At 70.5% G+C, this 11,820-nt stretch carries 11 protein-coding genes and 1 tRNA gene; 5 read left to right on the top strand and 7 right to left on the bottom strand.

Annotated features, from left to right (window positions below):
• Positions 1 to 16 precede the first annotated feature (16 nt).
• From OG798_RS27285 to OG798_RS27310, 6 genes are all read right to left on the bottom strand, one after another.
• A tRNA-Ser gene (locus tag OG798_RS27285) sits at positions 17 to 101 on the bottom strand.
• Positions 102 to 386: 285 nt separating this feature from the next.
• Positions 387 to 620, bottom strand: coding sequence for an SGM_3592 family protein (locus tag OG798_RS27290; RefSeq protein ID WP_095853733.1), 234 nt, complete (start codon positions 618 to 620; stop codon positions 387 to 389).
• A gap of 131 nt (positions 621 to 751) precedes the next feature.
• Positions 752 to 1,471 (bottom strand): ABC transporter permease, encoded by a 720-nt coding sequence (locus OG798_RS27295; protein WP_095853732.1) that lies wholly within the window; start codon positions 1,469 to 1,471, stop codon positions 752 to 754.
• Between the two features lie 9 nt (positions 1,472 to 1,480).
• Complete coding sequence (locus tag OG798_RS27300) at positions 1,481 to 2,392, bottom strand: ABC transporter ATP-binding protein (RefSeq protein ID WP_054236923.1); 912 nt, start codon at positions 2,390 to 2,392, stop codon at positions 1,481 to 1,483.
• Positions 2,389 to 3,294, bottom strand: coding sequence for an ABC transporter permease (locus OG798_RS27305; RefSeq protein WP_328757849.1), 906 nt, complete (start codon positions 3,292 to 3,294; stop codon positions 2,389 to 2,391). Before OG798_RS27305 ends, OG798_RS27300 begins: the two co-directional genes overlap by 4 nt.
• The gene (locus tag OG798_RS27310) at positions 3,284 to 4,267 is read right to left on the bottom strand and encodes an ABC transporter ATP-binding protein (RefSeq protein ID WP_097227540.1); all 984 of its coding nucleotides are present in this window, start codon (positions 4,265 to 4,267) and stop codon (positions 3,284 to 3,286) included. Before OG798_RS27310 ends, OG798_RS27305 begins: the two co-directional genes overlap by 11 nt.
• 258 nt (positions 4,268 to 4,525) lie before the next feature.
• Between OG798_RS27310 and OG798_RS27315 the strand changes: the two genes are divergently transcribed.
• From OG798_RS27315 to OG798_RS27335, 5 genes are all read left to right on the top strand, one after another.
• Positions 4,526 to 6,286 carry an SDR family oxidoreductase gene (locus OG798_RS27315; RefSeq protein WP_328760087.1) on the top strand — a complete coding sequence of 587 codons (1,761 nt, stop codon included), beginning with the start codon at positions 4,526 to 4,528 and terminating at the stop codon, positions 6,284 to 6,286.
• 167 nt (positions 6,287 to 6,453) lie between these two features.
• Complete coding sequence (locus OG798_RS27320) at positions 6,454 to 7,398, top strand: MerR family transcriptional regulator (RefSeq protein WP_121415624.1); 945 nt, start codon at positions 6,454 to 6,456, stop codon at positions 7,396 to 7,398.
• Positions 7,399 to 7,532: 134 nt separating this feature from the next.
• Entirely contained in the window at positions 7,533 to 8,081 is a 549-nt protein-coding gene (locus OG798_RS27325) for an RNA 2'-phosphotransferase (RefSeq protein WP_121415623.1), read from the top strand.
• An 88-nt stretch (positions 8,082 to 8,169) separates the two neighbouring features.
• Positions 8,170 to 9,081, top strand: coding sequence for an LLM class flavin-dependent oxidoreductase (locus OG798_RS27330; RefSeq protein WP_095853727.1), 912 nt, complete (start codon positions 8,170 to 8,172; stop codon positions 9,079 to 9,081).
• 99 nt (positions 9,082 to 9,180) lie between these two features.
• Positions 9,181 to 10,068: a Cof-type HAD-IIB family hydrolase gene (locus OG798_RS27335; protein WP_179436510.1), complete on the top strand. Its 888-nt coding sequence runs from the start codon at positions 9,181 to 9,183 to the stop codon at positions 10,066 to 10,068.
• 47 nt (positions 10,069 to 10,115) lie between these two features.
• Here the strand turns inward: OG798_RS27335 and OG798_RS27340 are convergent, their stop codons facing one another.
• Positions 10,116 to 11,798 carry a sensor histidine kinase gene (locus OG798_RS27340; protein ID WP_267062310.1) on the bottom strand — a complete coding sequence of 561 codons (1,683 nt, stop codon included), beginning with the start codon at positions 11,796 to 11,798 and terminating at the stop codon, positions 10,116 to 10,118.
• Between the last annotated feature and the right edge of the window lie 22 nt (positions 11,799 to 11,820).

An 11,820-nucleotide genomic window follows, 5' to 3' on the forward strand; every position in this document is an offset into this window, starting at 1 on the left:
CTGTGACAACGTCTCGCGGAGGATGCGCGGATCGAACGCGCGCGGGGTTGACCCCGACCACGGCTTAGCAAGCCGGTGCCTTACCTCTCGGCCAATCCTCCGGGTGGGCGGCCCGCGCGGCGTACGCGCGCTCGAAGCGGCCGCCCCGGGCAGCCCCCCGTGCGGGCGGGCTCCACGGAGGGGTAACTACTCCTGAGCCTGCCGCGGGCTGCCCTGTAGGGAGCTCGACGGACTGCTACTCATGGGCATCGTCGCGCTCCTCTCCCAGAACGTGGCGCCGACTCGATGCGGCGACGTGGACATAACCACTGTGCCCGTAGGCCGACTTGGGCGCCACTGAATAAAGCCGCCCCTCAAAGGGGGGTCTTCGGCGGCTCAAAGGGGGGTTATCGGCGGCGCCACCTGCGCCGACGTGCCTTGCTGAAGAACCACCCCGCGGGCGGCTCGTCGGAGCGCCAGGGCTGCGGGTCGGGTCCCCCCTCGCGCCAGCGGGCGGCGAGCATACGGGCGCGGGCGGACGGTTCGGTCGTCTCCGCCGAGCGTATGAAGCTCTCGTCCAGTACGAGGTCGTCCCAGACGTCCTCGGTCTCCCTCTGTCCCTCACCTTGCGGTTCCGCCATCCCCGTTCCTCCTAGCCGCGCGTCCCTCTGCCCAGTGTGCCGGGACAGAGGTGAAGCCACTGTCAAGAAACAAGGGGGCGCCACGCGCGCGTGCGTGGCGACAACCGGCACGCGCGCGTGGCACCCCCGGCTCACTCCTCGCCGGCCAGCGTCAGCGACCGCAGCCGCTGCCCGGCGTACCAGGTGGCGAGCACGGTGACCAGGACCAGGAGCACCGTCGCGGTGGGCAGGCCCACGTCCGAGGTGACGAGGTCGCCGCCGGTGACCTTGTGGCCCACGGCGAGCGCCCACTGCTGGACGCTGAGCGTGCGCGCGCCGGACACCAGCGACCCGAACAGGGCCTCCCAGACCAGCGCGTAGACGAGCCCGAACACCACCGCGTGCCGGGTGACCGTCCCGAGCAGCAGGAACAGCGCGGCGTACGCGATCGAGGCGACCAGCGCCGCCACGGTGTAGGCGACGGCGACCTGCTGGCCGTTGCCGTTCAGGATCATGCCCGCGATGAACGTCGGCAGGGCGGAGAACGCCATGGTGACGGCGATCGCGACGATCAGCTTGGTGAAGATGATCGTCGGCCGCTTCAGGGGCTTGGCCAGCAGATACACCACCGAGCCGTCGTCGATCTCGGGGCCGATCGCGCCGGTGCCGGCGATGACGCCGATGATCGGCACCATCGTGGCGAGCGCGAAGCCGCCGAGCAGGTCCGATGCCACCTGGTCGTCGGCTCCGGCGAAGCTGCGGACGGCCGCGGAGATCACGATGAGCAGGACGGGCAGCGCACAGAGGATGAGGGCCCGGCGGCGGCCGAGCAGGGCTCGATAGGTGAGCCGGGCGACTGTGGGGTCGTACATCTTGGCCTCCTACGCCGCGACGAGATACGAGAAGACGGACTCGAGGGACTCGTCGGACGGCGAGACCGTGAGCAGCCGGATGCCGTGCTCGCGCGCGACGCGCGGCAGCAGCGCCGTGAACCGGCCGAAGTCGACCGCCTGGATGCGCAACGCGCCCTCGGCCAGGTCCACTTCGATGCCGGACGTCGACGGATCGGCGATCAGCGCGGCGGCCAGTACCCGGTCGTCGCTGGAGCGCACCAGGTAGCGGTGCGGGCGGTCGGTCATCAGGCGCCGGATGCGGCGGAAGTCGCCACTGGCCGCGTGCCGTCCGGCGACGATCACCTCGATGTGGGCGGCGAGCTGTTCGACCTCTTCGAGGATGTGGGACGAGAACAGCACCGTGCGGCCCTCGTCGCCCATGCGGCGCAACAGGTCCATGAGCTGCATGCGCTGGCGCGGGTCCATGCCGTTGAAGGGCTCGTCGAGCAGCAGCAGGGACGGGTCGTGGACGAGCGCGGAGGCCATCTTCACGCGCTGCCGCATGCCCTTGGAGTACGTCGAGATCTTGCGGTCCTGCGCGTACTCCATCTCGACCGTGGCGAGCGCCCGCTGGGCGGCCTTCGCTCCAAGGCCGTGCAACTCGGCGTTGGCTACGACGAATTCCTGGCCCGTGAGGAAGTCGTACATCGCCTCGCGCTCCGGGACGATGCCGATGTGCTTGTAGATCTGTTCATTGCGCCAGACCTGTCGGCCGTCGAGGGTGACGGTGCCGGTGGAGGGGGCGAGGAAGCCGCCCATCATGTTGATGAGGGTGGACTTCCCGGCGCCGTTCGGGCCGAGCAGGCCGGTGACGCCCGGGCCGATCGTCATCGTGATGTCGTTGACCGCCACCACGTTGCCGAACCAGCGCGAGACATGGTCGATGTTGAGCGTGGTCACAGCCCGACCTTTCGGTAGCGGCGCATCAGGAGGCCGTAGGAGCCCGCGATGAGCCCCAGGACGACGACGAGGTAGACGACTCCCTGTCCGGACGAGGGGCCCTCCCCGCCGGGGAAGGCGGAGGTGGCGCCGAGGAAGGCCGTCTGCACCCCGTCGATGAGCGTGATGGGAGAGAAGAGGCCGAGCCAGGGCACGGCCGAGGAACTGGACTGCTCGAAGGCGATGGCCTGGACGGTCGACACGGCTCCGTAGGAGATGGTCAGCGCCGCGATGACGGCCGCGATGCCGAAGCCGCGGCGCGGGGTGATCGACGAGATGACCAGGCCGATCCCGGCGAAGAGAAGCGACAGCAGCGCCACGGAGACCAGTCCCTGTCCGAAGCCCTTCGTCTGGTCGGCGAAGTCGAGCTTCGCCAGAAGCGCCCCTACGTAGAGCACGATCAGCGGCGCGGCCGTCAGGACGAACAGCGCCGAGGCCAGCGCCGCGTACTTGGCGCGTACGTAGTCGACGGTCTCGATGGGGCGTGAGAAGTACAGCGGCACGGTCTTGAAGCGCAGGTCGCGCGAGACGGACTGCGGTCCCTGGGAGGCGACGTACAGGCCGATGACGGCCTGCATGATGACCGCGTAGCGCGTGTAGTCGACCGGCAGGGCCTTCGCCTTGGTGGCGACCGCGACGGCCACCATGATGAGTGCGGGAACGCACATCACCACGAAGAGCAGCATCGGCAGCACCTTGGACTTGACCGAGCGGCCCAGGCCGTAGGAGCCGCGCAGGGACTGCGAGTACAGCGAGCGGCGGGCGTAGGCGCGGCCCAGGCGCGGGCCTTCGTAGTGGCGGTAGCCGATGTCGTGGATCCGGGTCTGCTCACCGCGGGGGGTGAGGGACTGCTCAACTGCCATGGCCCACTGCCTCCTTCCGTACGCCCTGCACGTCCGTCCCGCCCGTCTGTTCCTCGCGGAAGACCTCCGCGATGTGGTGCCGGCGCTGTTCCATCCGGATCAGGCCGAGGCCTAGGTCGGCGACGATGTCGCGGACGAGGTCGTAGGTCTCCTCGCCCTCGGCGGTCAGCAGCAGGATGTGGCCGGCGCCCGGCAGCCCGCTGCCGTCGTGGGTCTCGACCCCGCGCGCGTGGAGCGCCTCGCGGACCGCGCTGGTGCCGTCCGGGTGCTCGTCGGTGTCGGTGACCTCGATGGCGAGGGTCGTCGTGGTCTGGGTGAAGTCCGTGGTGGAGCTGGACCGCAGCAGCTTGCCGCCGTCGACGACCACGACGTGGTCGCAGGTGCGCTCCAGCTCGCCCAGCAGGTGCGAGGTGACCAGGACCGAGATCCCGAACTCGGTGTGGATACGGCGGATCAGGCCGAGCATCTCGTCGCGGCCGACCGGGTCGAGGCCGTTGGTCGGCTCGTCGAGGAAGACCAGCTGGGGGTCGTGGACGAGGGCCTGCGCGAGCTTGACGCGCTGCTTCATGCCCGTCGAGTAGCCACCGATGGGGCGGTAGCGCTCCTCGTACAGTCCGACGTGGCGCAGGGTGTCCGCGGTGCGCTCGCGGGCCGCGGCCGGCGGGAGCCCGGACATGCGCGCCATGTGGACGACGAACTCGGTGGCCGAGACGTCGGGGGGCAGGCAGTCGTGCTCGGGCATGTACCCGACCCGCTCGCGGATGGCGCCGCCTTGGGTGGCGACATCGAGTCCGAGCACTTCGGCGCGGCCCTCGGTGGCGGGGGAGAGACCCAGCAGGATCTTGATCAGTGTGGACTTGCCGGCTCCGTTGGCTCCGACGAGTCCGGTCACACCGGGTCCGACGTCCACGGAGAGCCGGTCAAGAGCGGTCACCCGTGGGTACCGCTTGCTCAGGCTTTCGGTCGCGATCACAGTCACGTTGTCGAAGGTAGTGGCGCACGCCACAGCGGTCGTCAACCCACGGAGCTGGATCCGCGTCCGACTCCAGTCGTACGGGCCCGTAGGGGTCCCCCTGAAGTCGAACAACCAGCGGGGGTTTATCCACATCGGACCGGTTGTCCACAGGTGCCGCGCAAGTCTATTGACGCAGCCTCTAACAACTGTCACATTCGCCAGTGTCACGTTACGGACACGTACCGTGCGGCGCTGGACGAAGGAGAAGTGACTCTCGTGACTCTCGAAGGCGCGCGCGAGCGCCGGGTGCGGACGGGCGGGATCGAGCTGTGCGTCGCCGAGCTGGGCGATCGGGCGAGGCCCACGGTGGTGCTCGTGCACGGCTATCCGGACTCCAAGGAGGTGTGGTCCGAGGTCGCGACCCGCCTCGCGGAGCGTTTCCACGTGGTGCTGTACGACGTCCGTGGCCACGGCGGATCGACGGCCCCGCAGCCACTGCGGGGCGGGTTCACCCTGGAGAAGCTGACGGACGACTTCCTGGCCGTCGTCGACGCGGTGAGCCCCGACCGCCCGGTGCACCTGGTGGGGCACGACTGGGGTTCGGTGCAGTCCTGGGAGTTCGTCACGGTCGCGCGCACCCAGGGCCGGATCGCCTCCTTCACCTCCATGTCCGGGCCGTCCCTCGACCACTTCGGCCACTGGATCAAGCGGCGTGTGCGGCGGCCCACCCCGCGCCGGGTCGGCCAGCTCCTCGGCCAGGGCGCCAAGTCCTGGTACGTGTATCTGCTGCACACGCCCGTGCTGCCGGAGCTCGCCTGGCGCGGCCCCCTCGGCAAGCAGTGGCCGAAGATCCTGCGGCGGGTCGAGAAGGTGCCCGCGGGCGACTATCCGACCTCCTCGCTGCCGACGGACGCGGCGCACGGCGCATGGCTGTACCGCGACAACGTACGGGCCCGGCTGAGCAGGCCACGCCCGGACGCCTACGCGCACGCGCCCGTGCAGCTCGTCACGCCCCTGGGGGACGGGTTCCTCTCCGAGCGGCTCTACGACGACCTGGAGGAGTGGGCCCCGCAGCTGGTGCGTCGCACCCTCCCGGACAAACACTGGATCCCGCGTACGCGGCCCGACCAACTGGCCTCCTGGATCACGGACTTCGTGCACGCCAACGAGGCCGGCGTGCCGCTGCGGGACACCATCGGCTCGGGCAGGTACGCCGACCGGTTCGGCGGGCAGCTCGTGCTGGTCACCGGCGCGGGCAGCGGCATCGGGCGGGCCACCGCCCTGGCGTTCGCCCAGGCCGGCGCGCGCGTGGTGGCCGTCGACCGGGACGCGGAGGGCGCGGCGCGCACGGCGGAGATGTCCCGGCTGATCGGCTCCCCCGAAGCGTGGGCCGAGACGGTCGACGTCTCCGACGAGCAGGCCATGGAGAAGCTCGCCGAAAGGGTCGCCGGCGAGTACGGCGTGGTGGACGTGCTGGTGAACAACGCCGGGATCGGACTGTCCGGGTCCTTCTTCGACACGACTCCGGAGGACTGGAAGAAGGTTCTCGACGTCAATCTGTGGGGCGTGATCCACGGCTGCCGGCTCTTCGGCAGGCAGATGGCCGAGCGTGGGCAGGGCGGCCACATCGTCAACACCGCGTCGGCGGCGGCGTACCTGCCCTCGAAGGCGCTGCCCGCCTACAGCACCTCGAAGGCGGCCGTGCTGATGCTCAGCGAGTGCCTGCGCGCGGAGTTGGCCGGGCAGGGCATCGGCGTCTCGGCGATCTGCCCGGGTTTCGTGAACACGAACATCACCTCGACCGCGCACTTCGCCGGGGTGGACGCGAGCGAGGAGAAGCGCCGCCAGAAGAAGTCGGCGCGGCTGTACGGGCTGCGCAACTACCCGCCGGAGAAGGTGGCCGACGCGATCCTGCGCGCGGTCGTCCGCAACCAGGCGGTCGTGCCCGTCACCCCCGAGGCGCGCGGTGGCCGCCTGATGTCCCGGCTGGCGCCGAGGGCGCTTCGCGCGATCGCGCGGATGGAGCCACCGCTGTGAGGCTCGTGGATGCCCGCAACAGGGCTGTGCGCAAGGGCCTGTTGCCCACTCGGGAGGAGCTCGGCACGGCCATGTCCCGCTGTCCGCGGCGGTCGTACCATCCCTCGCAGGAGGGCTCGCCGCGCGGGGCCGACGCGTAGTACCCAGGAGGTCGGGAGGCAGGCAGCGTGAACGACGAGCCGGTCCGGGTCGCGTACCGCATCGAGGATCTGTCGCATCACAGCGGCGCCACGGTCCGGACGATCCGCGCCTACCAGGACCGCGGGCTGCTCCCCCGCCCCGAGCGGCGCGGTCGCGCCAACGTGTACGCGGACGCGCATCTGGCCCGGCTGCGGCAGATCGCCGACCTTCTGGACCGCGGCTACACCCTGGCCTCCATCAAGGAACTCCTGGAGGCCTGGGACGCGGGCCGGGGGCTGGGCGGGATCCTCGGGCTGGTCGCGGAGGTCGACGGACCGTGGACCGACGAGGAGGCCGTGCGCATGTCGCGGGCCGAGCTGGACGAGCGGTTCGGTGGCAGTCCGGACGACGCGGCGGTGGCGGAGGCGGTGGAGCTCGGAGTGCTGGAGCGCGTCCCCGGCGAGGGCGAGGTCTACCTGGTCCCGAGCCCCCAAGAGCTCGCCGTGGCAGTGGAGTTGTACGCGGCGGGCGTTCCGCTGTCCGCGATCTCGGGCCATCTGCGGGAGTTGAGGGGCAAGGTCGAGCACATCGCCGCGCGTTTCCTGGAGTTCACGACCGAGCACGTCTTCGCGCGCTATCTCGGTGAGCATCCGCCGAGTGACGCGGAAGCGGCCGAGGCGGCCTCCCTGGTACGCCGTCTGCGACCGCTCGCGCAGCAGACGGTGGACGCGGAACTGGCCCGCGCCATGCGGCTGTTCGCGACGCGACACCTGCGTGAACGTCTTGGGGCGGGGCCGTCCCAAGTCGCTACGGACGAGACGCGTTCCGTTCAGCTCCCGGTCGCCACAATGCGGGCCGTGGAGACCCTGGTTGGTTCCGGGCAGGTGGCGGCCTTCGTCGTGGCTTCCGTCGAACGAGAGGTCCAGGCCAGGACGTTGGACCATCTCACCTCAAATTACAACAATCACAATGCTGTTGGTGAAACACCCTAAATCTTCCGCGCGTTGTCCACAGATTCGTCAATTCGCCTGTGGATAACCGGACTTGCTTGTGGATCAAACCTCCGAGCCAAAATCAAATGCGTGATCCGCCTCTCGCCAGGCACGCTGGCAGAATGAACGAACCGATGGATGAAAGACGCACCGTGAAGGTGTCGAAGTACCTCTCGAAGCATCTGCGGCATCAGCCCGAGCGGATCGGGCTCACGCTCGGCGAGGGAGGCTGGGTCGAGATCGACACGCTGATCGCGGCAGCGGCGGAGCACGGCTTCCGGATCACCCGCGAGGAGCTCGACCATGTGGTGGCCACGAACGACAAGCGGCGCTTCGCCGTGGAGGGCACCCGCATCCGCGCCAGCCAGGGCCACTCCGTCGAGGTCGACCTCGGACTGCCCCCGGCGACTCCGCCCGATTACCTCTACCACGGGACCGTCGCCCAAAATCTGGACGCGATCCGGGCCGAGGGCCTGCGGCCCATGAACCGGCACGACGTGCATCTCTCGCCCGACCGCGAGACCGCCACCCGCGTCGGCGCCCGCCGCGGCCGGCCCGTCGTGCTCGGCGTGGACGCCGCCGCCATGCACCGCGACGGCCATGCCTTCCGGGTCAGCGCGAACGGGGTGTGGCTCACCGAGGCCGTACCGCCGAAGTACCTGCGCTTCCCCGGCCCACACTGATCGTCCGCCGACCGGCCGGCCAAGGGGCACCGGTGGAGCGATCACGCGGTGGCCACGACCACCCCGCGGCTCCGCTTACGCTCGATGCATGAGTCTGCGTCTGAGCACTGTGATCCTGCCGTACCTCCGCTGGCACGAGGGCGGGCGTGCCGCCTGGCAGCGTGCGGAGCAGCTCGGCTTCCACACCGCGTTCACGTACGACCACCTGTCGTGGCGGACCTTCCGGGACGGCCCCTGGTTCGGTGCCGTGCCCACGCTCACCGCCGCGGCCGCCGCCACCGACCGGCTCCGTCTGGGCACGCTCGTGACCTCGCCGAACTTCCGGCACCCGGTGACCCTCGCCAAGGAACTGATCTCCCTCGACGACATCTCGAACGGCCGGATCACCCTGGGCATCGGCGCCGGCGGCAACGGATTCGACGCCACGACACTTCTGAAGAGCGGCCAGGAGCCCTGGACCCCGCGCGAGCGCGCCGACCGCTTCGGCGAGTTCGTACCGCTGCTCGACCGCCTCCTCACCGAGGACTCGGTCTCCTCCGACGGCGACTTCTACTCGGCACACGAGGCGCGCAACATCCCGGGCTGTGTCCAGCGGCCCCGACTGCCCTTCGCGGTGGCCGCCACCGGCCCGCGCGGCATGAAGCTCGCCGCCCGCCACGGACAGGCCTGGGTGACGACCGGCGACCCCAAGTTGTACGAAACGGGCACCCCTGAACAGTCGGTTCAGGCCATTCACGGACAGGTGGAGAAGCTGGCCGCCGCCTGCGCCGCGGTCGGCCGTGACGTGTCCGAACTCGACAAGATCCTGCTCACCGGCTTCACCCCGGACCGTGGCCGTCCGCTGGAGTCCCTCGACGCGTTCGTCGACTTCGCGGGCCGGCACGCGGAGCTGGGCTTCACCGACATCGTGATCCACTGGCCCATCCCCGACTCGGACTTCGCCGCGGACGAGAAGGTCTTCGAGCGCATCGCCATGGAGGCCCCGGCGCAGCTGGCCTGACGGCCAGAGCCACCACGGATGGCGACAACGGGGCGTAACGGTACTGGTGAGAGCGGTAACCACTCACCTGTGCGGGCTCCCGCACGGCCGTGCGGGCATATGCGCGAGAATGGCCCGGTGACCTCAGCGACCCGACAGCCAGAGACCCCGGCAGCCGCCCTTCCGCCGCGCCTGATCGCCACGGACCTCGACGGCACCCTCCTGCGCGACGACAAGTCCGTGTCCGAGCGCACGGTCGCCGCCCTCGCCGCCGCCGAGGAGGCCGGCATCGAGGTCTTCTTCGTGACCGGCCGCCCGGCCCGCTGGATGGACGTCGTCAGCGACCACGTCCACGGCCACGGCCTGGCGATCTGCGGCAACGGCGCCGCCGTGGTCGACCTGCACGGCGGCCCCGGCGCCCACCGGTTCGTCAAGGTCCGGGAGCTGGCGCGGGAGAACGCGCTCGACGCCGTACGACTGCTGCGGGAGGCCGCGCCGGGCACCGTGTTCGCCGTCGAGCAGACGTACGGCTTCTACCAGGAGCCCGCGTACCCCAAGCTGCACATGGAGATCCCCGACACCCTCGCGCCCGCCGAGCGGCTCCTGGCCCCGGACGCCCCCGGCGCCGGCGAACCGGTGCTCAAGATCCTCGCCTTCCACCACGAGCTCGACCCCGACGCCTTCCTCACCGTGGCCCGTCGCGCCGTCGGCGACCGCGCCACCATCACCCGCTCCAGCCCCAGCGCCCTGCTGGAGATCAGCGGCCCCGGCGTCTCCAAGGCCAGCACGCTCGAACTGTGCTGCGCCGAGCGCGGCATCTCCCCCGAGGAGGTCGTCGCCTTCGGAGACATGCCGAACGACGTCGAGATGCTGACCTGGGCGGGCACGTCGTACGCGATGGGCAACGCGCACCCCGCCGTGATCGCCGCGGCCTCCGGTCGCACGGTCGCCAACAACGAGGACGGGGTGGCGGTCGTCATCGAGAAGATCCTCGCCGAGCGGTTGTAGGAGCGGCTGGGCATGCAGGAGCGGCGGTTCCACAGCGGCCCGGGGTTCTAAAGCGGCTCCGCCTGCGGAGCGTGCGGCGCCTGCCACACCACCGTCGTACCGGCACCGTCGGCTCCGGGCCCCGGTCCGTACCAGCTGTCGCCGCCCAGCGACTCGGCGCGCCGCCCGAGGTTGCGCAGGCCGCTGCGCCGGCCGCCCTCGGGGATGCCGACGCCGTTGTCCTCGACGGTCAGCCGGACACCCTGCCGACCGTCCGGCAGGACGACGGACGCGTCGACGACGACGTCGATGCGGGAGGCCCCTGCATGCCGGAAGGCGTTGGAGAGCGCCTCGCGCAGGGCCGCGATGAGGTTCTTGCCCGTGAGTTCACCGACCGCCGTGTCGACGGGCCCGACAAAGCGGTGCGTGGGCTTGAAGCCGAGCGGCACGGCGGCCATGTTGATCTCCCGCAGCACCCGGGTGCGCAGCCCGGACGGCACTTCGGCAGGTCCCTGTTGGAGCGCGAAGACGGCGGTGCGGATCTCCTGAATGGTGACGTCGAGTTCGTCGACCGCCTTTTCGACGCCCTGCCGCACCACGGGCACGGCTGAGTTCCGCTGTGCGCTCTCCAGCATCATCCCGGTGGCGAACAGCCGCTGGATGACGAGATCGTGCAGGTCACGGGCGATCCGGTCACGGTCCTCGTAGACCGCGAGCCGCTCACGGTCGCGCTGTGCCTCGGCCATCATCAGCGCGAGCGCGGCCTGCGAGGCGAAGTGCGCGGCGAGGGTGCGCTCGGTCTCGGTGAAAGGACGCCCGCCCCGTTCCCGGGGAGTGACGAGGGCTCCCAGGAGACGGCCGTCGCTCTGCAGGGGAAGCATCATCGTCGGCCCGTACTCGCGGGCGAAGTCGGTGACCATCCGCGGGTCGGTGGCCGCGTCGTCGAGGAACACGGCCTCTCCGTCGAGGAGTTCGGCGACCAGTTCGCTCTCCGGCGGGACGACGGCTCCCAGCACCTGGGACGGGCGGTCCTTGGCGACCGCGCTGATCTCCAGACCGCCCTCCGCGGCGGGCAGCAGCACGATCCCGGCCACCGATCCGGAGAGCCTGCGGGCCTGTTCCGCGACGACCTGGAGCGCGTCCTCGGCGTCGTCGGCCGACAGGAGTGCCCGGGTCACGGCCACCGAGCCGTCGATCCACCGTTCGCGCTGCTGGGCGGCCTCGTACAGCCGGGCGTTGCCGATCGCGATACCCGCCTCCGCGGCCAGCACGCGGACCATCTTGAGGTCGTCGTCGGTGAACGGGCCACCGCCGCGTTTCTCGGCCAGGTACAGATTCCCGAAGATCTCCCCCTGCACCCGGATCGGAACCCCCAGGAAACTGCGCATCGCCGGATGGTGCTCGGGGAATCCGCACGCGCGCGCATCCTCGTCCAGGCGCGCGAGCCGTACCGGCGCCGGGTCGTGGATGAGCGCCCCGAGCAGCCCCTTGTGTCCGTCGGGCAGCCGCCCGATCCGCCGGGCGGTCTCCTCGTCGACGCCGTGGAAGACGAAGTCCGCGAGTCCCTCACCGTCTTCCGCCACGACCCCGATGGCGGCGTAGCGCGCGTCCGCCAGTTCGGCCGCCTTCTCGCAGATCCGGTCCAGCGTCGAATGCAGCTCCAGCCCCGACCCGATCGACCGCACCGCCTCCAGCAGCCGCGGCACGTCCGAGCCGCCGTCCGGGCGGGGGGAGGCGGGAACCACTGACATGCCTCGAGAGTAGTTAGTCCTC

It is taken from the genome of Streptomyces sp. NBC_00271 (assembly GCF_036178845.1).
Classification (GTDB): domain Bacteria; phylum Actinomycetota; class Actinomycetes; order Streptomycetales; family Streptomycetaceae; genus Streptomyces.